General features: G+C 36.1%; 22 protein-coding genes. 15 read left to right on the top strand and 7 right to left on the bottom strand.

Features of this window, described 5'->3' with window-relative positions:
- Positions 1 to 30 precede the first annotated feature (30 nt).
- Positions 31 to 2661, top strand: coding sequence for a cyanophycin synthetase (gene cphA / locus ACZ9HT_RS14270; RefSeq protein WP_476041167.1), 2631 nt, complete (start codon positions 31 to 33; stop codon positions 2659 to 2661).
- 81 nt (positions 2662 to 2742) lie between these two features.
- Here cphA and ACZ9HT_RS14265 read toward each other — a convergent pair whose 3' ends face one another.
- Positions 2743 to 3552, bottom strand: a complete 810-nt coding sequence (locus ACZ9HT_RS14265; RefSeq protein ID WP_476041166.1) for a M48 family metallopeptidase — start codon at positions 3550 to 3552, stop codon at positions 2743 to 2745.
- 193 nt (positions 3553 to 3745) lie between these two features.
- Between ACZ9HT_RS14265 and dnaX the strand changes: the two genes are divergently transcribed.
- The 6 genes from dnaX to ACZ9HT_RS14235 all read left to right on the top strand — a co-directional run bounded on the left by dnaX (position 3746) and on the right by ACZ9HT_RS14235 (position 8856).
- On the top strand, positions 3746 to 4831 hold the full coding sequence (dnaX, locus tag ACZ9HT_RS14260; protein WP_476041165.1) for a DNA polymerase III subunit gamma/tau: 1086 nt from the start codon (positions 3746 to 3748) through the stop codon (positions 4829 to 4831).
- 119 nt (positions 4832 to 4950) lie between these two features.
- Positions 4951 to 5436 (top strand): hypothetical protein, encoded by a 486-nt coding sequence (locus ACZ9HT_RS14255; RefSeq protein ID WP_476041164.1) that lies wholly within the window; start codon positions 4951 to 4953, stop codon positions 5434 to 5436.
- 40 nt (positions 5437 to 5476) lie between these two features.
- Complete coding sequence (locus ACZ9HT_RS14250; protein WP_476041163.1) at positions 5477 to 6544, top strand: chorismate mutase; 1068 nt, start codon at positions 5477 to 5479, stop codon at positions 6542 to 6544.
- Between the two features lie 8 nt (positions 6545 to 6552).
- Positions 6553 to 7329 carry a Fic family protein gene (locus ACZ9HT_RS14245; protein ID WP_476041162.1) on the top strand — a complete coding sequence of 259 codons (777 nt, stop codon included), beginning with the start codon at positions 6553 to 6555 and terminating at the stop codon, positions 7327 to 7329.
- 1 nt (position 7330) lies between these two features.
- A complete protein-coding gene (gene rsgA / locus ACZ9HT_RS14240; RefSeq protein ID WP_476041161.1) occupies positions 7331 to 8257 on the top strand; it encodes a ribosome small subunit-dependent GTPase A in 927 nt (308 codons plus the stop codon).
- 179 nt (positions 8258 to 8436) lie between these two features.
- Entirely contained in the window at positions 8437 to 8856 is a 420-nt protein-coding gene (locus ACZ9HT_RS14235) for a nucleoside-diphosphate kinase (RefSeq protein ID WP_476041160.1), read from the top strand.
- A gap of 275 nt (positions 8857 to 9131) precedes the next feature.
- Here ACZ9HT_RS14235 and rpe read toward each other — a convergent pair whose 3' ends face one another.
- Complete coding sequence (gene rpe / locus ACZ9HT_RS14230) at positions 9132 to 9782, bottom strand: ribulose-phosphate 3-epimerase (protein ID WP_476041159.1); 651 nt, start codon at positions 9780 to 9782, stop codon at positions 9132 to 9134.
- Between the two features lie 46 nt (positions 9783 to 9828).
- Positions 9829 to 10905 (bottom strand): M42 family metallopeptidase, encoded by a 1077-nt coding sequence (locus tag ACZ9HT_RS14225; RefSeq protein ID WP_476041158.1) that lies wholly within the window; start codon positions 10903 to 10905, stop codon positions 9829 to 9831.
- Positions 10906 to 10961: 56 nt separating this feature from the next.
- On the opposite strand from ACZ9HT_RS14225, the gene ACZ9HT_RS14220 reads away from it, so the two are divergent.
- Both ACZ9HT_RS14220 and ACZ9HT_RS14215 read left to right on the top strand, forming a co-directional pair.
- Positions 10962 to 11669 (top strand): DUF4294 domain-containing protein, encoded by a 708-nt coding sequence (locus tag ACZ9HT_RS14220; protein WP_476041157.1) that lies wholly within the window; start codon positions 10962 to 10964, stop codon positions 11667 to 11669.
- A 3-nt stretch (positions 11670 to 11672) separates the two neighbouring features.
- Positions 11673 to 12464, top strand: coding sequence for a S1/P1 nuclease (locus ACZ9HT_RS14215; protein ID WP_476041156.1), 792 nt, complete (start codon positions 11673 to 11675; stop codon positions 12462 to 12464).
- Here the strand turns inward: ACZ9HT_RS14215 and ACZ9HT_RS14210 are convergent.
- Complete coding sequence (locus tag ACZ9HT_RS14210; RefSeq protein WP_476041155.1) at positions 12459 to 12875, bottom strand: NUDIX hydrolase; 417 nt, start codon at positions 12873 to 12875, stop codon at positions 12459 to 12461. The genes ACZ9HT_RS14215 and ACZ9HT_RS14210 overlap by 6 nt on opposite strands.
- 66 nt (positions 12876 to 12941) lie before the next feature.
- Complete coding sequence (gene mnmC2, locus ACZ9HT_RS14205; RefSeq protein WP_476041154.1) at positions 12942 to 13616, bottom strand: tRNA (5-methylaminomethyl-2-thiouridine)(34)-methyltransferase MnmC2; 675 nt, start codon at positions 13614 to 13616, stop codon at positions 12942 to 12944.
- A gap of 84 nt (positions 13617 to 13700) precedes the next feature.
- Here mnmC2 and ACZ9HT_RS14200 point away from each other — a divergent pair, with 84 nt between their 5' ends.
- The 3 genes from ACZ9HT_RS14200 to ACZ9HT_RS14190 all read left to right on the top strand — a co-directional run bounded on the left by ACZ9HT_RS14200 (position 13701) and on the right by ACZ9HT_RS14190 (position 16518).
- A complete protein-coding gene (locus tag ACZ9HT_RS14200; RefSeq protein WP_476041153.1) occupies positions 13701 to 14774 on the top strand; it encodes a branched-chain amino acid aminotransferase in 1074 nt (357 codons plus the stop codon).
- 96 nt (positions 14775 to 14870) lie between these two features.
- On the top strand, positions 14871 to 15380 hold the full coding sequence (locus tag ACZ9HT_RS14195; protein ID WP_476041152.1) for an FKBP-type peptidyl-prolyl cis-trans isomerase: 510 nt from the start codon (positions 14871 to 14873) through the stop codon (positions 15378 to 15380).
- A gap of 85 nt (positions 15381 to 15465) precedes the next feature.
- Positions 15466 to 16518 (top strand): peptidylprolyl isomerase, encoded by a 1053-nt coding sequence (locus ACZ9HT_RS14190; RefSeq protein ID WP_476041151.1) that lies wholly within the window; start codon positions 15466 to 15468, stop codon positions 16516 to 16518.
- A gap of 341 nt (positions 16519 to 16859) precedes the next feature.
- Here ACZ9HT_RS14190 and ACZ9HT_RS14185 read toward each other — a convergent pair whose 3' ends face one another.
- Entirely contained in the window at positions 16860 to 17684 is an 825-nt protein-coding gene (locus tag ACZ9HT_RS14185; protein WP_476041150.1) for an ion transporter, read from the bottom strand.
- Between the two features lie 59 nt (positions 17685 to 17743).
- Here ACZ9HT_RS14185 and ACZ9HT_RS14180 point away from each other — a divergent pair, with 59 nt between their 5' ends.
- Positions 17744 to 18841 carry a Nif3-like dinuclear metal center hexameric protein gene (locus ACZ9HT_RS14180; RefSeq protein WP_476041149.1) on the top strand — a complete coding sequence of 366 codons (1098 nt, stop codon included), beginning with the start codon at positions 17744 to 17746 and terminating at the stop codon, positions 18839 to 18841.
- Positions 18842 to 18845: 4 nt separating this feature from the next.
- Positions 18846 to 19625, top strand: a complete 780-nt coding sequence (locus tag ACZ9HT_RS14175) for a zinc ribbon domain-containing protein (RefSeq protein ID WP_476041148.1) — start codon at positions 18846 to 18848, stop codon at positions 19623 to 19625.
- Positions 19626 to 19697: 72 nt separating this feature from the next.
- Here ACZ9HT_RS14175 and ACZ9HT_RS14170 read toward each other — a convergent pair whose 3' ends face one another.
- A complete protein-coding gene (locus ACZ9HT_RS14170; protein ID WP_476041201.1) occupies positions 19698 to 20897 on the bottom strand; it encodes a pyridoxal phosphate-dependent aminotransferase in 1200 nt (399 codons plus the stop codon).
- A gap of 86 nt (positions 20898 to 20983) precedes the next feature.
- On the opposite strand from ACZ9HT_RS14170, the gene rsmG reads away from it, so the two are divergent.
- Positions 20984 to 21619 carry a 16S rRNA (guanine(527)-N(7))-methyltransferase RsmG gene (rsmG, locus tag ACZ9HT_RS14165; RefSeq protein WP_476041147.1) on the top strand — a complete coding sequence of 212 codons (636 nt, stop codon included), beginning with the start codon at positions 20984 to 20986 and terminating at the stop codon, positions 21617 to 21619.
- Positions 21620 to 21641: the final 22 nt, after the last annotated feature.

The following is a 21641-nucleotide window of genomic DNA, read 5'->3' as shown; positions in this document are numbered from 1 at the left end:
AAATTACCACCCAAATTATAGAACGATACTATGAAAATTGAGAAAATACAGGTTTTAAAAGGTCCAAATATCTGGAGCATTCGCAGAAAAAAATTAATTCAGATGCGTTTGGATTTAGAAGAGGTGGAACATTTACCGACGAATAAAATTGAAGGTTTTCGGGAAAATCTGGAACGTTTAATTCCGTCCTTAATTACACACCGTTGCTCGGAAGGGGTAGAAGGTGGATTTTTTCAGAGAGTAGAAATGGGAACCTGGATGGGACATGTTGTTGAGCACGTTGCCTTAGAAATACAGACTTTGGCCGGAATGGATGCCGGTTTTGGTAGAACCCGCGAAACGAAAACTCCTGGTGTTTATAATGTGGTCTTTAATTATTTCGAAGAAAATTCCGGCGTTTATGCGGCACAGCAAGCTGTAGAAATGTGTCAGGCTTTAATAGATGGCAAAGATTACGACATCGATCAATGCATTCAAACTTTAAGAGAAACCAGAGAACGCGAAAGACTTGGTCCTTCTACGGGAAGTATCGTGCAGGAAGCGGTCGCCAGAAATATTCCCTGGATCCGTTTAGGCAGAAATTCCCTCGTACAGTTAGGTTACGGTATTAATCAACAGCGATTTCAAGCAACGATTACCGGAAAAACAGGATCGATCGCGGTAGATATTGCCTGCAATAAAGAACTCACCAAAAAAATGCTCGACGAAGCTGCAATTCCGGTTCCGACTGGTGATATATGCTTTGATGAAGAGAGTTTACAAAGCGTAATCAACAAAATTGGTTATCCATTAGTTCTAAAACCGCTGGACGGTAATCACGGCAAAGGTTCATCGATTAACGTAAATGATTGGGAAACCGCCAAAATTGGTTTGCAACACGCGCAGAACTTTGGTCCTAAAGTTATTGTTGAAAGATACATCACAGGTTATGATTTTAGGGTTCTAGTCATCAATCATAAAATGATAGCAGCTGCAAGACGGGTTCCTGCTCATATCGTGGGCGATGGCGAAATGAATATTCAGCAGTTGATCGATAAAGAAAATCTAGATCCAAGAAGAGGTTACGGACATGAAAATGTTTTAACAGAGATCTCAGTAGATAAAGATACCAACGAGCTTTTAGAAAAATTGAATTACACGCTGGGAAGCATTCCGAAAAAAGGGGAAATTGTTTATTTAAAATCAACAGCAAATCTTTCAACAGGTGGAACATCAATTGATGTTACCGACTTGATCCATCCCGAAAACATTACCATGTGCGAGCGGATCTCGAAAATTATTGGACTTGATGTTTGCGGCGTAGATATTATGGCAGAAAATTTAACGCAGCCCTTGAAAGAAAGTGGCGGTGCTATTTTAGAAGTTAATGCTGCACCCGGATTCAGAATGCATCTTGCACCAAGTGAAGGTTTACCAAGAAATGTGGCAGCTCCGGTTGTTGACATGCTTTATCCACAAGGGAAAGCGTTCAGGATCCCGATTATTGCAGTCACAGGAACCAACGGTAAAACAACAACGACCAGATTGATCGCTCATATTGTTAAAAATAATGGCTATAGAGTAGGATTCACTACCTCTGACGGGATTTACATTCAGAATACGATGCTGACAAAAGGGGACACAACAGGTCCGATCTCTGCAGAATTTGTTTTGAAAGATCCAACCGTAGAATTTGCTGTGTTAGAAACTGCACGAGGTGGAATTCTTCGTTCAGGATTAGGATTCAACTATTGCGATATTGGCGTACTCACGAATATTAAAGAGGATCATTTAGGAATGAATGATATTCATAATTTAAAAGATTTGACAAAAGTTAAAAGGGTAGTGCTGGACTCTGTGAAGAAAGATGGCTGGAGTATTTTGAATGCCGACGATGCTTATTCGATGAGATTAATGCCGGATATCGATTCTAAAATTGCTATTTTCAGTTTAGATGAAAATAACCCACACATTAAGAAATTTGCTAAAGAAGGAAAAATTACCTGTGTTTACGAAGAAGGATTTGTCACCATTAAAAAAGGCGACTGGAAAATCAGAATTGCTAAAGCCATTAATATTCCAATTACAATGGAGGCCAAAGCAAGATTTATGATCTCTAACGTTTTGGCCGCGAGTTTAGCAACTTATCTTTACGGTTTCGAGATCGAAGATATTGCGAATTCCCTTAGAACTTTCATTCCAAGCGCGGCTTTAACGCCAGGAAGGCTAAATATTTTTAAATTCAAAAAGTTCAATGTTTTAATTGATTTTGCTCATAATCCTGCGGGTTACGAAGCCATCGAAGATTATTTAAAGAACGTTGACGCGACCAAGAAAATCGGAATAATTTCCGGCGTTGGTGATCGAAGAGACGAAGACATTAGAGAATGCGGTAAAATCGCAGGTCGTATGTTCGATTATATCATCATTAGAAACGAAAAACATCTGCGTGGTAGAGCCGAAGAAGAAATTAACGGCCTCATTATTTCGGGAATGCAGGATGCAGGAACGAACGTAAGCTATGAAATCATACCGAAAGAAATTGAAGCCTTAAAGCACGCCATGAGTATGGCAGAAGAAGGAACTTTTATTACGGCATTAAGTGATGTAGTTTCCAACGCGATCGATCTGGTACAGGAATATCAGAATAAGGAGATCTTAGAAGAAGGTAAAATAATGTAACATTTTATCGATATTAAAAACTCCCAAAGTAGATTTACTTTGGGAGTTTTTTTGTTTGAAACGAAAAATTCTGTTAACGACCTATTTTTTCAATTTCTCAGTTGGCAATTTAACTTCGCCCGGATCTTTCCAAACACCATCTTTCTCTGCTTTTTTCTTAATGGCTTGTGCTCTTTTCTCGCTATCAGGATGTGAACTCATCATCTTTTGGAAAGAACTTGCTTTCGAACTTCCTCCCAATAGAGCTAGTTTTTTGAATGCTGTATAAGCACCAACAACATTATAGCCATGCTTTTTCATGAAATCGTAAGAATAATCATCGGCTTGACTTTCCTGCTTTTTGCTGTGTTTTGCATCTAAAACACTGTTTGCAAAAGCACCTAATTGACTTTCATTAAGTTTTTGAACAGTTCCCGATGATGCAGACGCAGCTTCCATAGCAGCGGCACGCAAATAAGCACTTTTCACCGCATCTTTAGAATCTTCATTTTTCACATGTCCAATTTCATGTCCGATGATCGCTAACAATTCATCATCATTCATAATGTCCATTAATGAAGAAAATACGCGAACGCTACCATCAGCACAGGCAAATGCATTAATGTCCTGCACCAAATAAACTTTGTAGTTCAAAGGTAAACCATCTTCTTTTTGATGTTTTGCGAACAATTTCTTTAAACGGATAGTATGAGGATCTTTTGATCCAGCCACCTTATTGTTTTTATCCATCCAGTCCACACCTTCTTTTGCAAGTTTTTGTGCATCGGAATTAGAGAATGAAAGTGCCGAAATTCCGCTTGAAGCAGCTTTCGTCATCTTTCCTAAATTAATTTGCGCATTAAAGCTTACTGTTGCAGCAATAACAAGCACTGTTGTAAAAATTTGTTTCATATTTTATTTATTTGGTTAAAAATACACAAAAATTTGATTCATTCACTTTATTTTTTTTCGCTCTCAATTTTCAGAATTAATGATAAGGTTTGGAGTATTTGAAACTGAAATTCTTGCAGAAATTTAATTAAAATGAATATTTAAATTTGGTACAATTATTTTATTTTCTGATTAATTTCCCTATTTTTGACCAATGGAAAATTTCGTGGTTTCTGCAAGAAAGTACCGTCCGCAAGAGTTTGATACTGTTGTTGGGCAATCTCACATTACAGATACTTTGGAGCACGCTATTGAAGAAAATCAATTAGCACAGGCGCTTTTATTTTGTGGTCCCAGAGGAGTGGGAAAAACAACCTGCGCCAGAATTCTTGCCCGTAAAATTAATGAAAGAGATGGCTCGACTTCTGAAGATGGATTTGCTTACAATATTTTTGAACTCGATGCTGCCTCCAATAATTCCGTTGAAGATATTCGGGAACTGACCGATCAGGTTCGGTTTGCGCCACAAGTCGGAAAGTATAAGATCTATATTATTGATGAGGTTCACATGTTATCTTCTGCTGCGTTTAATGCTTTCTTAAAAACTTTAGAAGAACCTCCAGCTCACGCTATTTTTATTTTAGCAACAACGGAGAAACATAAAATTATTCCGACAATCCTGTCGCGTTGTCAGATCTATGATTTCAAAAGAATTACGATTGAGGATATTCAGATTCATTTGAAAGGTATCGCAGAAAAGGAAGCCATCAAATATGAAGATGATGCTTTATATTTAATTGCGCAGAAAGCCGATGGTGCGCTCCGTGATGCACTTTCAATTTTCGACCGCCTTTCTACTTTTACCCAGAAAAACATTACTCTGGCGAAATCGGCCGAAGTCCTGAATATTTTAGATTACGACCAATATCTTAATATCGTAGACCTGGCTCATCAAAATAAAATTCCAGAAACTTTATTTGCCTTTAATGAAATCGTGAAAAAAGGTTTCGATTCGCATCTTTTTATCGCAGGTTTAGGAAATCATTTTCGAGACTTGATGATGGCGCAAAATCAACAAACGTTAAGCCTGATCGAAGTTGGCGATAAAACAAAGGTTAAATTTTCTGAGCAAAGTAAAAACTGGAACGTGCAGCAGTTAATTGATGCCATTGAAATCTGCAATCACGCAGACATCAATTATAAAAACTCCAAAAATCCGCGGTTAACGGTAGAAATAGCTTTGATGCAACTTTCCTCTTTAACAGCGATTGGAGCAGATTCTAAAAAAAAAAATTCTTAATTTTAGCACCGCTTCTTAAAGTCTCCACTTCAACTCCTTCCATTTTAAAACCCGAAATAAAACAGGAATTAAAGATAGAAGTTCCGAAAGAGGAAATTAAAGAAATTCCTAAAGTTATTTTGAAAACTGCGGAACCGATCTCGAAGCATAAAATTCCGTCAAAATTCAGCATCAGTGCGGCTTTACAGAAATCGGAAACTGAAGAAGAAAAAATAGTCAATTCAGTAAAAGAAGAATTGCCAAGCAATCATTTTACAGAAACTGATCTGAAAGAGGAATGGCATAAATTTTTAGAAGAGCTGAAGGGAAAAGAAATCCTTATTTACAATGCGATCAACTCTTTTAAACTGCATAAAAAGGAAGAGAATATAGTAGAGGTCACTTATCCATCGGATTCCGCAAGGATTGAATTCGAAAAAATACGCGCAGATTTCTTCAATCATTTTATGCACAAGGTGAATCATTTTAATATCATCATCAAATATAAAAATGATGTTTCGCTGAAAAAAGAAATTATGACCAAAAGAAAGATTTTCGATAAATTTGCAGAAATCAATCCTGTTTTGAGGGATTTAGATGATATATTCAAATTTGATTTTAATTAAAATAAAAATAGTCGGTTAATGATCGACGTGTTCTAACGAGATGGATTTAAAAAACTTAGAAAATGCGTGGGTAAAAGAGTTCCCACAACCCTTAATTATTGCCGGACCTTGTAGTGCAGAGAGTGAATCTCAGATGCTGGAAACTGCAAGAAGAATAAAAGAAAGTAATGCCGAAGTTCCAATTTTCCGTGCTGGAATCTGGAAACCGAGAACCAAACCAAATGGTTTTGAAGGCGTTGGTACCATTGGTTTAGGCTGGTTAAAAAAAGTAAAAGAAGAATATGGTTTTAAAACTGCGACAGAGGTTGCAAATGCCCATCATGTGGCTGCAGCTTTAGAAGCCGACGTTGATATTTTATGGATCGGAGCGCGTTCTACGGTAAATCCTTTCACTGTTCAAGAAATTGCAGAAGCTTTAAAAGGAACTGAAAAACCAGTTTTCGTAAAGAATCCTGTAAATCCAGATCTGGCTTTGTGGATCGGTGCTTTAGAAAGACTGTTAGGTCAGGATGTGAAAAATTTAGGCGTTATTCACCGCGGATTCTCCACTTACCAGAAAACAAAATATAGAAATATCCCAAACTGGCAGATTGCTTTAGATTTTAAAAATCAATATCCGAATATTCCAATGCTGGTTGATCCATCGCATATTTGCGGTAACAGAACTGGTTTAGCCGGAATTGCGCAGGAAGCGATGAACGTTGGTTATGAAGGAATGATCATCGAAAGTCACTCAAATCCTGATGAAGCCTGGAGCGACGCTTCTCAACAGATCACCCCAGAAGTTTTGGCAGAATTAATTTCGAATTTACAAATCAGAAATTCAGATATCTCTGTTTTTGATGATGAAATGGGACGTCACCGAACGTTGATTTCAGACCTCGATTTTAATCTAATTGAACTTTTGTCTCAAAGAATGAAAATTTCTGAGAAGATCGGAACTCTGAAAAAAGACAACAGCATCGCTATTTTTCAACCGGAACGCTGGAAGATTATTACTGAATATGCAATTCAAAAAGCGGATGAAACCGGGATGTCCTCTGAATTTATTGAAAAAGTTTTCAAAGCTATTCACGAGGAATCGATTGAGGTGCAGAATAATATTTAATTAGTATAATGCATTTAATTTCTGATATTTTACTAAATGACTTCAGACAAAGGATAGAGTTCTCTCCTCTGGAAGCAATGAATGAGTTTGCGGAAGAAGAAATATCACTCGATTATTTTGATTTTTATAATTCCGTTTCCTCTGTATATTCTTCCAGAATTGAAGGTGAAAAAATAGAACTTGATAGTTATCTGAAACATAAATTTCAGAATGTGGAATTTTTACAGGATCTCACCAAAACAGTTGATGATCTTTTTAATGCTTATGTATTTGTGAAAGAGGAACCTCTAATTAGAAAAAATCTTTTTGAGGCTCACCGTATATTAAGTGCAAATTTTCTACCGGATCACCTTCGGGGAATAGTGCGAAGAAACATAATGCATGTAATCAATCAAAATGGTCAGATTGAATATGTGGCTCCAGATCAGTACAAGGTAGATCAAGAAATTGGTAAATTATTTTTGGATATTGATTTTTTATTAACTGTGGAGTTAGATGAAATTGAGGTGTTTTACTACGCAGCATTTATTCACCTCGTTTTTGCGAAAATACATCCAATGAGTGACGGCAATGGTCGATGTGCCAGACTGTTGGAAAAATGGTTCCTTATCGAAAAATTTGGCGAAAATGCTTTTGCAGTTCCGCTCGAAAAGAATTATTATAATAATATTTCAGATTATTATTTAAACTTAAAAAGAACAGGTCTTGAATATGAAGAAACTGACTATTCAAAAGCTTTACCATTTCTATTAATGACTGCAAATTCATTTAAAACAAAAATTTAATTTGAAAGGACTCATCACAAAATCCACCGGAAGTTGGTATCAGGTTTTAGAACAGGAAACGGGTCGGTTTTTCGAGGCGCGAATTAGGGGGAAATTCAAACTCATTAAAACGCGATTGACCAATCCGCTTGCAGTTGGTGATCTGGTAGAATTTTCTCTGGAGATTGATGACGTGGCCTGGATCACGAAGATTGAACCGAAGAAGAATTATCTGATCCGGAAATCGACGAACCTTTCAAAAGAGGCCCACATCATTGCTTCAAACATTGATGTTGCGTGTTTTATTTTTACCTTAAAACATCCGGAAACTTCGCTGGGTTTTCTTGACCGCTTTTTGGCATGTTGCGAAGCTTACAATATTAAACCATTGATTCTATTTAATAAAATTGATGTTTTGAGTGAGGACGAAGTTGAAGTTGTAAAAATAATAGAGAATATTTATCGACATATTGGGTACGAAACTTTAGAAATTTCTTCCTATTCTAAAATGAATTTAGAAGTTTTGAAAGAAACCATTAAAGATAAAGTTTCTGTGTTCTTCGGACATTCCGGCAGTGGAAAATCTACACTGGTGAATGCTTTGCAACCGGCTTTGAATATCCGAACTTCCGAAATATCAGAAAAGTTATTGAAGGGAAAACATACAACGACCTTTGCGCAGATGCATTTTTGGGATTTTGGCGGTAGTGTAATTGATACTCCGGGAGTTCGCGAATTTGCCATGATCGATGTTCAAAAAGAAGAAATTCAACATTATTTCCCTGAAATTTTTCGGATTGGAAGGGGTTGTAAATTCCACAATTGCATGCATATCAACGAACCGAAATGTGCGGTATTGGATAATATAGAATCGGGAGAAATTGAGGAAACAAGATACTCTACGTACTTAAAACTCATGGAGGAAGCTGAGGAGAATACAGCGCAATAAAAAACCCAGCCGAAGCTGGGTAAAAACTAATAACCATGAAAACTCAAATTAAACATGAGAATCGGAAAAAGAATTACAATTTCCGTGCCAACAAAAAGTTGACGTCTCATTTTCTCTGAACTTTCAATACAAAGGTAACAAAGTTTTTTGTATTTTTGCGCCACAATAAAACAAGATATATGTCAGGTAAAATTACATTCACCATGATCAAACCAGATGCAGTTGCTGATGGTCACATTGGTGCTATTTTAGGAAAAATTGCAGAAGCGGGTTTTAAAATCAAAGCTTTAAAATTAACGCAGATTACTACTGCCGATGCAAAAAAATTCTACGAAGTTCACGCTGAAAGACCTTTTTACGGAGAATTGGTAGACTTTATGAGTTCAGGACCAATCGTAGCTGCAGTTTTAGAAAAAGAAAATGCTGTTACAGATTTCCGAACTTTAATTGGTGCTACAAATCCTGCAGATGCTGCGGAAGGAACAATTAGAAAAATGTTTGCAAGAAGCATGGGAGAGAACGCGGTACACGGTTCCGATTCTGATGAGAATGCTTTACTGGAAGCTCAATTCCATTTTTCTGGAAGAGAAATTTTCTAGATAAAAAGAACATATCAAAATAAAAATCCAGATCAACTCTGGATTTTTTTTGTTTAAAACTTTTGAAAATAGTTGATTTCGGAAAATATCTATATCGAATATCTACTCAAAAACCTTATCAATACTATCTTTTTTAAATCTAAATTTAGATTTTTTACATTGAGTTTCCCACTACAACTCAGAAAAAGTAGCAGAAACTTTTAACTACAAACAAAACACAAAAAAGGATCCAAGAGGTTCCTTTCAATCTTCAAATTTATAAAATTTTCAACTTTTTAAATCTTCAGAAGTTCTATTGTTTTTTCCGGATTTCCTGAGGAGAACACAGCATTTCCAGCAACCAGAACGTCTGCGCCTGCGTCGAAAAGTTTAGAGGCATTATCCAGATTCACACCGCCATCGATCTGAATTAAGGCGGTAGAATTATTAGACAGAATTAGATCTTTGGTTTCAGCGATTTTTTTGTACGTATTTTCAATAAATTTCTGTCCGCCAAATCCCGGATTTACACTCATCAATAAAACCAGATCTACGTCTGCAATAATATCTTCTAATAACAAAACCGGCGTTGCAGGATTTAAAACAACTCCAGCTTTTGCGCCTTTTTCCTGAATGAGATTAATCGTTCTGTGCAAATGCACGCAGGCCTCATAATGAATAGAAACCAGATCAGCACCATGCTCGATGAATTCTTCCACATACTTTTCCGGCTCCACAATCATCAAATGAACATCTACGAATTTCTTCGAAAATTTTTGTACCGTTTTCATTACCGGAAAGCCGAAAGAAATATTAGGAACGTATCTTCCATCCATCACATCTACGTGAATCCAGTCGGCTTGCGATCGGTTTAACATCTCGATATCTCTTTCAAGATTCCCGAAATCTGCAGAAAGTAGGGAAGGGGAAATCAGTTTTGTTTTCATTTTTACTTTATTAGTATTTACAATTGGCTGTTTATTAACTTATTTTTTAATGATATTTCAGATTCATATCTGGTTTTATTTTCAGCAAAGTTTCATAAATCAGCTGAATGACATTCGCAACATCTTCCTTCGCAACCATTTCTACCGTGGTGTGCATATACCGCAAAGGCAGAGAAATTAATGCAGAAGGAACGCCGCCATTGGAGTGAGCAAAAGCATCAGTATCTGTCCCGGTGGCTCTGCTTGATGCCGCTCTCTGGTAAGGAATATCCTTTGATTTTGCAGTTTCCACAATCAATTCGCGAATTTTATGATGAACACTTGGTGCAAAGAAAATAACAGGACCGTCGCCACATTTTTGATCGCCTTCTTTTTTCTTTTCGATCATTGGTGTAGAAGTGTCGTGAGTAACGTCTGTCACTATCGCTATATTAGGTTTAATGGTATCTGCGATCATATCTGCGCCATATAAACCAACTTCTTCCTGAACGGAATTGGTAACATATAAACCGAATGGAAGTTTCTTTTTATTTTCCTTTAAAAGTCGCGCAACTTCGGCAATCATAAACCCGCCAATTCGATTATCTAAGGCGCGGCAAACAAAATAGCGGTCATTCAATTCGAAAAATTCGTCGGGATAAGTAATCATGGTTCCTACGAATATTCCCAGATCTTCAACTTCTTTTTTTGTAGTTGCGCCACAGTCGATAAAAATATTTTCGAGTTTTGGAACAGGTTCATCAGAATTAACACCACGCGTATGAATTGCTGGCCAACCGAAAACTCCTTTCACGATCCCTTTTTCGCCGTGAATATTTACAACTTTCGACGGCGCGATCATTTGATCGGAGCCACCATTCCGAATGACATAAATTAGGCCTTCATCTGTAACATAATTCACGTACCAGGAAATTTCGTCGGCGTGCGCTTCAATCACCACTCTAAATTCTGCGTCAGGATTGATAATCCCATAACAGGTGCCATAGTGGTCAAATTCAACTTTGTCAACGTAAGGTTTAATGTAATCCATCCAAACTTTCTGGCCGTTGTGTTCGTAACCAGTTGGAGATGCAGTGTTTAAATATTCTTCTAAAAACTTTAAAGATTTATTTTGAAATTTCATATAAATAGGAATGATTTTTGGTGGTCTGAAACTTGATTTAATACGAAGTAAAAGTAATGAAATTTAACAAACTTATATTAATATTTCTTCTGTTTAGTGGACTTTTCGCACATGCTCAACAAGATTCTGTTCTTATTGCAAAGCCTATTAGCCAGTATCCTGCAGAAATGTTAAAAACCGATGAACTGGGAAATAAATATTACTACGATGAAGGTCAAAGAGCCAGAATCTACGAGATAAACGGAGAAAATGTAGTGGTAATGGACGAATTGATCCTCTTTAAAAAACCCAGATTCAATAATCAACTCGACCAGAATTATTATTTCTTCCTCAATAAAAAACTGAATAGAGTTTACCCCCTTTTTCTTACCGCTTTAGATCAGTATGAAGATATTCAGCTTGATATGAAAGATCTTGATAAAAACAACCAACGCAAATATGTGAGCCAGCGCCAAAATGCTTTAGCAGATCAGTATGAAACTCAATTGAGAGATCTTACCACTACTGAAGGTCGTGTTTTTGCTAAATTAATGAACAGAGCTACCGGTAAAACAGTCTACGATATTATTAAAGAGCTTCGCGGCGGCTGGAGCGCTTTCTGGTGGAATGTTAAAGGAAATATCGCAGATGTAGATATTAAAGAACCTTTTGATCCGCATAAAAACAGAACAGATGAGTTTTTAGAAGCGCTCCTTCAAAGCAATTGGAATGCCGGTTACTTTCGGCCCTATCCAGGTTACATGAATTTTAAAGTCAAAAAATAATTAATGAAAAATTTAATGAAAAGTTCAGTAGTGCTGTTAGCAATACTGAGTTTTAATTTCGCCTACTGTTGGGGAACCACAGGTCACCGAGTTATTGCAGAAATTGCAGAAAACCATCTTTCCGGAAAGGCTAAGCGCCATTTGAAGGAAATAATAGGAAACGAAAAATTAGCATATTGGGCCAACTGGCCGGATTACATAAAATCCGATACCACCGGAGTTTGGAAGCATACTGATCAATGGCATTATATCAACGTAAATCCTCAATCTAATCTGAAAGAATTTACAGAAACTTTAAAGATTCAGAAAGCACCGAACATCTATACTCAGATCAAGATCTTGTCGGAACAGATCAAAGATAAAAAAACAGCTGCGAAAGACAGAGAGATTGCTCTTCGATTTCTTATTCATTTGATGGGAGATGCGGCGCAACCTATGCATCTTGGGAGACTTGAAGATCTGGGAGGAAATAAAATCAAGCTGAAGTTTTTCGGCGATAATACCAATCTGCATTCTTTGTGGGATTCTAAGTTAGTAGATTTCCAAAAGTACAGTTATACGGAATTTGCGAATGTTTTAGATGTAAAATCAAAAGAAGAAGTAAAACAGATCCAGTTAGGAACCTTAGAAGACTGGTTGTACGACAGTCACAAGCAAGCAAACAGAATTTATTCTAACTCTGTTGCAGACGCTTCTTATTCCTACGATTATAATTACAAATTCGAACCTTTGTTAGAAAGACAATTGTTGTACGGCGGTCTTCGATTGGCTAAAGTGCTGAACGAAATTTTATAAGTATTTCTTTTTTAAAAGATCGAAAACGATTTTATCAACAGGCAACGGAAATGGGTTTTCTTCGGTATCGAGGGAAACCCATTCTGTTTTTTCGATGCACGGATCTCTAATAAGCAAGTCATCTTCATCAACAATATCTGCAACATAATAAATAGTAAGCAATTGTTCACTATTCCGAAATTTAGAAACTAAAAAATCTTCCTGCGTATAAAAATGCTGAAGATTCGTAATTTTTAAATTGAGTTCCTCCTCAAATTCCCGGTGAAGACAGTCTAAAACCCCTTCACCAAATTCTAAACCGCCACCGGGAAATTTTAACAGATGGTCACCTGCATATTCTTCATGAAGTGCTAAAATCGTTCTGTTTTTAACTACGGTCGCGTAAATCCTGACGTTTATTTTATCAATCATTGTTAATCTGGAATTTAAGGTTGGATTTCAAAGTTAGGAAATTTTACTTTTCCAAAGATTATTGCTTTAAAACTTTATGGCGTTGATCATTTCTCTTTTTCCGGGCGGCCCGGCCTTTTTCTCCACCTTAAAGTCTAAATCCTGAAGAATTCGGCGAACGCTTCCTTTTGATGAATACGTCGTCAACAGACCGCCAACTTCCATTTTATTAGAAACCATTTCGAAGAGGGGTCTTTCCCACAGATCCGGTTGAACTCTGGCTCCAAAGCAATCAAAGTAAACCAAATTGATGTTTGGTAATTCTAGATTTTCGAGTTCAAAAAAATCACAATTAAATTTGGTGAAGAAAAAATTAGGTGCAATTTCAATCGGTATGTTCCATTCACATTCATGAATTAGCCTGTAAATTTTAGCAACTTCTGGCTCATCGAAGAAAGAACTGTAATCCAATTCCTGAACTTCATCTTGATTTACGGGATATTTTTCAATGGTTAAATAATTAATTATATGATTTTTATCAGTTTTCAAAAATTCATCAATAGTGACTAAAACATTTAGACCTGTACCAAAACCGAGTTCTAAAATGTTAATGTCGCAAAAATAAACTAATTTTAATCCATTATCAATAAACACATGAAGTGCCTCCTGCAGTGCCCCATGATGCGAATGGTAGTTTTCATCTAGTTCGTTGATAAATAATGTCTTGCTACCATCTGACGTAGTTATAACCTCTCTCTTCATCTTAAATTTTTCCAAAATTAATTTAAAATTTTGATATTTAAAAAATTATATTAAATTTGTAGAACACCAAAAAAAATTTTTAATATGATAATTCAAAAATCTACTAATCCAAGAATTTCGAGTTTTGATCCTAATAACTTTTCCTTTGGGAATACTTTTATCGATCATATGATAATCTGCGAGTACGATGATGGAAAATGGGGTGATGTAAAATTGATTCCGTATGGTCCGCTTCCTTTTTCTCCTGCAATGATGGGAGTAAATTATGGTCAGGCTTGTTTCGAAGGAATGAAAGCTTATAAAGATAACGACGATAAAGTTTTTCTTTTCCGTCCCGAAAAGAATTTTGCACGAATGAATAAGTCGGCTCAACGTTTGGCAATGCCCGAAGTGACCAAAGAAATCTTTTTGGAGGGTTTGAAAGCACTTGTTGATATCGACCGAAACTGGATCCCACAAGGTGAAGGAATGTCGTTATATCTTCGTCCGCTAATTTTTGCGACGGAAGAAGCTTTGAAAGCCAGAATATCTAAAAAATATATGTTTGCGATCGTAGCAACTCCTGCGAAAAGCTATTATACAGAACCAGTTTCTGTAAAAATTTCTGATTTTTATTCACGTGCTGCAAACGGCGGAGTAGGTTCTGCAAAAGCAGCAGGTAATTATGCAGCTTCTTTTTACCCAACACAACTGGCGATGGAAGAAGGTTATGATCAAATTATTTGGACCGATGATTCGACCCACGAATATTTTGAAGAAAGTGGAACGATGAACGTATTTGTAAGAATAAACGATACGATTTATACGCCACCAACTTCAGAAAAAATTCTGGACGGAGTTACGAGAGATAGTTTTATTCAACTTGCTAATAAAAGAGGAATAGAAATGAGAATTGAACCGATCTCTGTAAAAGCAGTTGTTGAGGCTCAGAAAGATGGAAGTTTAAAAGAAGTTTGGGGCGTTGGAACCGCAGTTGTTACAAGTGTTTTCAAAGCTTTAGGCTACAAAGGTGAAAAATTGATGCTTCCTATCTTATCCTTAGAAGATAGTTTTGCTTTAACCTTACAGAAAGATTTGGTTGACATTCAAACCAACAACGCCGAAGATCCTTTCGGATGGAGAGTTCTCGTAGAAAAAAATATTATGGAAACCGCTTAATTTCCCATAAGAACAATATTAAAAACCGGAAAAAATTTTTATCCGGTTTTTTCGTTTTAAAATGTGACGCGAATTTCTTATTTTCGCAAAAGTTTTATGCAGAAAATAATTATAATTTCATCGTTACTCTTGGCTGGTTGTGCGCAGAACACACAATCACATCCTCCCGTGGGTGGCTTTTTGAGTGAAAAAGATTTAAACACTTCCCGAAACAGAGCTAAAAATCTGAATGATACGGAGCGAAATCAAATTCAGGACTGGATCAAAAATCAGGATGAGCAATTTTATCCGATGAGTTTAAATTATTGGGTGAATGTTGCAAACCTTCAGCAGAACGCGCGGAAAATTGATGGCGAAACAATCTCTTATCAATATGAGATCTTCGATTTTGATGGAGTGAAAATGCTCACGACTCCGAAGAAAAATATAAATGTCCAGTTTGGGCATTTTGAAGAGTTGAAAGCCGTGGAAGATGCTCTAAGATATCTTAATAAAAATCAGGAAGCAACTCTTTTGGTTCCGTCGGTTCTGGCTTTCGGGACTTATGGCAACAACGAAAAAATTCCGAATGATATGCCCTTGATCATCAAAATAAAAGTATTGTAAATCTTATATTAATATGCTAAAGAAAAATTTATTAATCGCAGTAGCGGCAATTTCGCTAACTAGTTGCACCTCAATTTATAAAAAAATGAACGTAGAAAAAGAAACTTACGAAGATCTAAAAGAAGGTCTTTACGCAAATTTCCAAACTTCAAAAGGAAATATGATCGTTAAACTCGAAGACAAAGATGCTCCGGTTACGGTTGCAAATTTTGTTGGTTTGGCAGAAGGTAAAATCGATAATAAGTCTAAAGCTAAAGGAGTTCCTTTTTATGATGGAACTATTTTTCACAGGGTTATTAAGGATTTTATGATTCAGGGTGGTGATCCAAAGGGAACAGGAATGGGAGATCCAGGCTATAAATTCGATGACGAAAAAAATAATCTTCAGCACACCGGGAAAGGAATTCTTTCTATGGCGAATTCTGGACCAAATACAAATGGTTCTCAGTTCTTTATTACCGAAGTTGCAACGCCTTGGTTAGATGGGAAACATACCATTTTCGGTAAGGTTGTTAATGGTTTAGATGTAGTTGATACCATTGCTAACGTTGAAAAAGGAGCGCAGGACAAACCAAAGACAGATATTGTTTTAGAGAAAGTTTCTGTATTCAGCAAAGGTGCCGAATATAAAGGCTATGATGCTGCAAAGATCTTCAGCGAAGGAAAAGCGAAGATCAAAGAAAACAACAAAAACATGATGGCTAAATTAGAAGCTGACAAAAAGAAAAAAGACGAAGAATTTGCAGCAAATCAACAGCAATTAGTAGACGCGTTGAAAGCTACAATGCAGTCTACACCTTCCGGTTTGTATTACAAAATTACCAAAACAACAAATGGTCCTTCTCCAAAAAAAGGGGATGAAGTTGCGGTACATTACGCTGGTAAATTAATTGATGGAACCGAATTCGATTCTTCTTTCAAGAGAAATCAACCGATAGATATTCCAATCGGAGTTGGACAAGTTATTAAAGGTTGGGACGAGGGTATTTTATTATTAAAAGAAGGCGAAACTGCTACATTACTTATTCCTTCAGAATTGGGTTATGGTGCAAATGGCGCTGGCGGTGTAATTCCACCAAATGCCTGGCTAATATTTGATGTTGAACTTGTAAAAGTAAACAGTACTTTAACGAAGTAAATTATAATTGAGTAAGAAAAACTCAATTCATTGTGATAATGAAAAAGCAACACTTTATTTTGAAGTGTTGCTTTTTTTTGATTTTTTTTATGGTATGCTATGTTCGAAATATAAAATAATGTGATTATGAATCTTATTAAATAAAAAAAAGGGTGTTTTAACTGTAATTTGTAAACCACAAACTTGTTACATTTGAATAATTAAAAAAAGATACAGTAAAAAAGTTAGTAAAACTTTCATAATTAAGAGATTAGATAAAAAAATAAGACAAATTACGATAACCAAACAACACAAATGATGGGAATTCGAGAAGGGGTGCATTTTTAAAATGCATCTTTTTTTTATAGTCTTTCCCCACAGATTTTACAGAACCGCGAATCGTCATCGTTATCATTATTTCCACATCGTGGACAATTCTTCCCGAGATCCTGCCGTTTGTTGCGCATTTCTGCCGTTACAATTCCTGTTGGCACCGCAATGATGGAATAACCTGCAAGCATCAGCAATACAGAAAGAAATTTACCTAAAGGCGTTCCGGGTGAAACATCTCCGTAACCAACCGTCGTCACCGTTACTACCGCCCAATAAACACTTTGCGGAATACTTTCAAAGCCTTCGCGGTGACCTTCAACCATGAACATCATGGAACCCACGATAACCGAAAAGATCATTAAGAACATAAGGAAAATATAAATTTTTCTGGAACTGTTCTTCAGCGCAGTAACGATGAAAGCCCCATCGTTCATAAAATCCAAAAGATTAAAGATCCGAAAAACCCTCAACATTCTTAGCATTCTTAAAATAAGGAAGTATTTTGTGATCGGAATAAATAAACTTAAATAAAAGGGTAGTATCGCTAAAAAATCAATAATTCCGAAAAAACTGAAAATGTAAGCACGTTTATTTTTTAAGGTGACAATTCTCAAAACATATTCCACGGTAAAAATAACCGTGATGATGATCTCTAAAATAATAAAGAGGTGATGGAGCTTTGCATCGAAAACACTTACACTTTCCATCATTACGATGAACGTACTCAGCAAGATCAAAAACAGAAGAATAAGGTCAAAAGCTTTGCCCGGTTTGGTGTCCGCTTTAAAAATGATGCGGTAAACAATGCGTTTCCATCTTGTTCGTTCCGGTATAAAATCGTGTTCCTTCTCCATATATTGTCAAAAATTAAATTTAAAGAAATAATTCTTAATTTCGCTACAAACTTAAGCAAATGACTATTAATGAAGCAATCCTCGAGATTGAAAAACGGATTCCACTTAAACAGGCAGAAGAATATGATAACGTGGGACTTTTATGCGGAAATCCAAATAAAGAAATTACAGGAATTCTGGTTTGTCATGATGCTTTGGAAAATGTTGTAGACGAAGCCATTGCAAAAAATCTAAACTTAATTATAACGTTTCATCCTATCATTTTTTCTGGTTTAAAATCGCTCACAGGAAAGGATTATGTAGAACGTTCTGTTCTGAAAGCGGTAGAAAATAAAATCGCGGTATATGCTATTCATACGGCCTTCGATAATGATTTTTCCGGAGTTAACTATGGCATTTGCCAAAAATTAGGTTTACATGATCAGAAAATTTTAATGCCTAAAGTGAATAATCTCACTTCGTTAGAAGTTTATGTTCCCACGGAAAATTCGGAACAGATTAAAGAAGCTTTGTTTGCCGCTGGTGCCGGAAATATCGGGTTTTACGATGAATGTAGTTTTACGGTTGCAGGTGAGGGAACTTTCCGACCGATTGCGGGATCCAACCCTTTTTCCGGAACTCAAAATATTCTTGAAAATGCCGATGAAAAGATAATTTCTGTAGTTTTCGAAAATTATAAAAAACATCAGGTGCTTGCTGCGATGAAATCCGTGCATCCGTACGAAGAAGTGGCGTACAAGATCATCAGTTTAGAAAATGAAAATCAATATTCAGGTCTAGGACGGTTTGGAGATTTCGAAATTGAAATGAACGAATCTGATTTTTTAAATTTCGTGAAAGAAAAATTTGATTTGAAAGTTATTCGTCATTCTAATTTTAATTCAAAAAAAATCAAAAGGGTAGGAGTTCTTGGTGGAAGTGGAGCAAGTGGAATAAAAGCTGCACTCTCTCAAAAATGCGACGCATATTTGACGGGAGATATTAAGTATCACGATTTTTTTCAGAATGAAGGCAAAATGTTAATCTGCGACATTGGCCATTTTGAATCCGAGCAATTCGTTACCCAACAATTATTTGAGATTTTATCGGAAATTTTTCCTAAATTTGCAATCTCAAAATCTATTGAGAAAACCAATCCTGTAAATTATTTTTTATAAAAATATGGCTAAAAAATCTGTAGAAATCTCCGTTGAAGATAAGTTAAGAGCGCTTTACGATTTACAAATAATCGATTCCCGATTAGATGAAATTCGTAATACCAGAGGCGAATTGCCAATCGAAGTTGAAGATCTAGAAATTGAAATCGAAGGCCTTGAAAAAAGATCAGAGAAATTTGGTGCCGAAATTAAAGAGCAGAATGACGAAATTAATACAAAAAATGAAGTCATTAGTCACGCTAAATCTTTGATTGACAAATATAAAACTCAGCAAGACACGGTAAGAAACAATAAAGAATTCGAAGCTTTAGGAAAAGAAATCGAATTCCAGGAGTTAGAAATTGAACTTTCCGATAAAAGAATCAAAGAATTTTCAGTTAAAATTTCGCATAAAAACGAAACGTTCGAAGAACTGAACAATAAAATTACAGAATTAAAAAACCACCTTAAATTTAAAAAAGAAGAGCTGGAAAATTTAGTTTCTGAAACTCAGAAAGAAGAAGATTATTTGATCGAAAAATCTGGGGAATTTTCTAAAAATATCGATGCGCGATTGTTGGCATCTTACCAAAGAATCCGTACGAATTCGCCAACTGGACTTGCTGTTGTTGGTTTAGAAAGAGGAGCACCAAAAGGTTCATTCTTTACTTTGCCTCCACAAAAACAAATGGAAATTGCGCAGAGAAAGAAAATTATCATCGATGAGCACAGCGGAAAAATCTTAGTTGACGACGATATGGTTAACGAAGAAAACGAAAAAATGAAAGATATTATTAAGTTTTAAAACTTTTTAAACATGAAAAAATCCGGTTTGAATTTTTCAAACCGGATTTTTTGTATTAATAGAGCAAGAGTTTTAATTCACCTCACTTTTTTCTAAACTTTCTTTTATTCTTCTCATGGCTTCTTTCAAATCGTTTTCTGAGGCGGCGTAAGAGAACCGGACACAGTTTGAATTTCCAAAAGAAACTCCGCCAACGGTTCCAACATGCGCTTCATCGAGTAAAAACATCGCGAAATCATCTGCATCATTAATATGTTTGCCATTTAACGTTTTACCGATATAATAAGAAACATCAGGAAAAAAGTAAAAAGCAGATTCCGGATAATTTACAGTAAAGCCCGGAATTTCTTTCATCAAATTATAAACGATATCACGTCTCTTTTTAAATTCATCGATCATATACCGATATTCAGAATAGTCGGTCTTCAAAGCAGTGATTGAGGCTTTTTGAGCCATAGAATTGGCGCCACTTGTCATTTGACCCTGAATCTTTTCACATCCTACAGCCAACCAGGACGGACAGGCAGAATAACCGATTCTCCAACCCGTCATTGCAAAAGCTTTCGACATTCCGTTGATGACTGCCGTTTGTTCGTAAACCTGCGGAAATTCAGCGATAGAAGTGTGTTTGCCATCATAATTAATGTATTCATAAATCTCATCAGAAATGATCGTGATCTGGGGATATTTCGCAATAACGGCTGCAATTTTTTCCAGTTCTTCGTAGGTGTAAAAACTTCCCGACGGATTACATGGTGAACTGTAAAGTAAAGCTTTAGTTTTCGGCGTGATCGCTAGTTCCAGTTGCTCCGCAGTCATTTTAAAACTGGTGTCAATTGAAGTTTCAACAAAGACCGATTTTCCGCCAACCATTTTAACCATTTCGTCATAACTTACCCAATACGGTGCAGGTAAGATCACTTCGTCACCTTCATCAATAATGGAACACAAAACATTTAAAATAGATTGTTTAGCGCCGTTGGATACGCAGATCTGGGAAGGGAGATATTCTAAATTGTTATCTCTTTTCAGCTTTTCGCAAATCGCTTCTCTTAAATCTAAAAATCCCGGAACGGGAGAGTAGTGACTGAAGTTGTTATCGATCGCATCAAAAGCCGCTTCTTTTATATTTTTTGGAACGTCAAAATCCGGTTCGCCCAGGGTTAAACTAATAACATCGATTCCTTTCGCTTTCATTTCCCGCACTTTATTGCTCATTACAAAAGTTTGCGAAAAACTCATTCGATTAAGTCTTTCAGAATATTTATCCATATTTATTATTAAGTTTTTCAAAGATAATTTTTTTCTGCAAAGTTCTGAAGTTGTTTCTCTAAATTTGCAGAAATTATACTTGAAAAATGTCTGTTGAATTAATTAAAAAATACTTCCCGAATTTATCCGAAAAACAAGTTGAACAGTTTGCAAAACTCGACGAACTTTACAAAGAATGGAATGAGAAAATTAATGTGATCTCCCGTAAAGATATGGATTCGCTTTATGAAAAACATATTCTACATTCCCTTGGGATCGCAAAAGTAATGGAGTTTGCTCCAAAAACTAAAGTTCTGGATATTGGTACCGGTGGTGGATTTCCCGGAATTCCGCTCGCCATTTTATTTCCCGAAGCTCATTTTACTTTGGTTGATTCCATTGGTAAAAAAATTACGGTTGTAAAAGAAGTTTCCGAAGGAGTTGGTCTAACCAATATTACGGCGATTTACGATCGTGCCGAAGATTTGCCGGGTAAATTTCATTTTGTAGTTAGCAGAGCAGTTACTCAAATGCCCACTTTTCTGCGCTGGTTGAGAGGTAAGTTTGAGAAAGAACAGTTGAACACAAAACATAATGGCATTTTGTATTTAAAAGGCGGCGATCTTTCGGAAGAACTTGCGGGATTAAAAGTCGAAATTTTTAATCTGCAGGATTATTTTGAGGGTGAATTTTTTGAGACAAAAAAAGTTGTTTATTTATCTAAAGGAAATTTTAATTCGTAATCTAGCATAATAAAGGAAATAT

It is taken from the genome of Chryseobacterium sp. UYP7, from assembly GCF_056279225.1.
This window is presented reverse-complemented; position numbering and strand designations above follow the sequence as displayed.

Excerpts from the sequence above, each read along its gene's own strand:
- cphA (WP_476041167.1), top strand. The coding sequence starts at position 31 with ATGAAAATTGAGAAAATACAGGTTTTAAAAGGTCCAAATATCTGGAGC.
- ACZ9HT_RS14265 (WP_476041166.1), bottom strand. The coding sequence starts at position 3,552 with ATGAAACAAATTTTTACAACAGTGCTTGTTATTGCTGCAACAGTAAGC.
- dnaX (WP_476041165.1), top strand. The coding sequence starts at position 3,746 with ATGGAAAATTTCGTGGTTTCTGCAAGAAAGTACCGTCCGCAAGAGTTT.
- ACZ9HT_RS14250 (WP_476041163.1), top strand. The coding sequence starts at position 5,477 with ATGGATTTAAAAAACTTAGAAAATGCGTGGGTAAAAGAGTTCCCACAA.
- ACZ9HT_RS14245 (WP_476041162.1), top strand. The coding sequence starts at position 6,553 with ATGCATTTAATTTCTGATATTTTACTAAATGACTTCAGACAAAGGATA.
- ACZ9HT_RS14235 (WP_476041160.1), top strand. The coding sequence starts at position 8,437 with ATGTCAGGTAAAATTACATTCACCATGATCAAACCAGATGCAGTTGCT.
- rpe (WP_476041159.1), bottom strand. The coding sequence starts at position 9,782 with ATGAAAACAAAACTGATTTCCCCTTCCCTACTTTCTGCAGATTTCGGG.
- ACZ9HT_RS14225 (WP_476041158.1), bottom strand. The coding sequence starts at position 10,905 with ATGAAATTTCAAAATAAATCTTTAAAGTTTTTAGAAGAATATTTAAAC.
- ACZ9HT_RS14220 (WP_476041157.1), top strand. The coding sequence starts at position 10,962 with ATGAAATTTAACAAACTTATATTAATATTTCTTCTGTTTAGTGGACTT.
- ACZ9HT_RS14215 (WP_476041156.1), top strand. The coding sequence starts at position 11,673 with ATGAAAAATTTAATGAAAAGTTCAGTAGTGCTGTTAGCAATACTGAGT.
- ACZ9HT_RS14210 (WP_476041155.1), bottom strand. The coding sequence starts at position 12,875 with ATGATTGATAAAATAAACGTCAGGATTTACGCGACCGTAGTTAAAAAC.
- mnmC2 (WP_476041154.1), bottom strand. The coding sequence starts at position 13,616 with ATGAAGAGAGAGGTTATAACTACGTCAGATGGTAGCAAGACATTATTT.
- ACZ9HT_RS14200 (WP_476041153.1), top strand. The coding sequence starts at position 13,701 with ATGATAATTCAAAAATCTACTAATCCAAGAATTTCGAGTTTTGATCCT.
- ACZ9HT_RS14195 (WP_476041152.1), top strand. The coding sequence starts at position 14,871 with ATGCAGAAAATAATTATAATTTCATCGTTACTCTTGGCTGGTTGTGCG.
- ACZ9HT_RS14190 (WP_476041151.1), top strand. The coding sequence starts at position 15,466 with ATGAACGTAGAAAAAGAAACTTACGAAGATCTAAAAGAAGGTCTTTAC.
- ACZ9HT_RS14185 (WP_476041150.1), bottom strand. The coding sequence starts at position 17,684 with ATGGAGAAGGAACACGATTTTATACCGGAACGAACAAGATGGAAACGC.
- ACZ9HT_RS14180 (WP_476041149.1), top strand. The coding sequence starts at position 17,744 with ATGACTATTAATGAAGCAATCCTCGAGATTGAAAAACGGATTCCACTT.
- ACZ9HT_RS14175 (WP_476041148.1), top strand. The coding sequence starts at position 18,846 with ATGGCTAAAAAATCTGTAGAAATCTCCGTTGAAGATAAGTTAAGAGCG.
- ACZ9HT_RS14170 (WP_476041201.1), bottom strand. The coding sequence starts at position 20,897 with ATGGATAAATATTCTGAAAGACTTAATCGAATGAGTTTTTCGCAAACT.
- rsmG (WP_476041147.1), top strand. The coding sequence starts at position 20,984 with ATGTCTGTTGAATTAATTAAAAAATACTTCCCGAATTTATCCGAAAAA.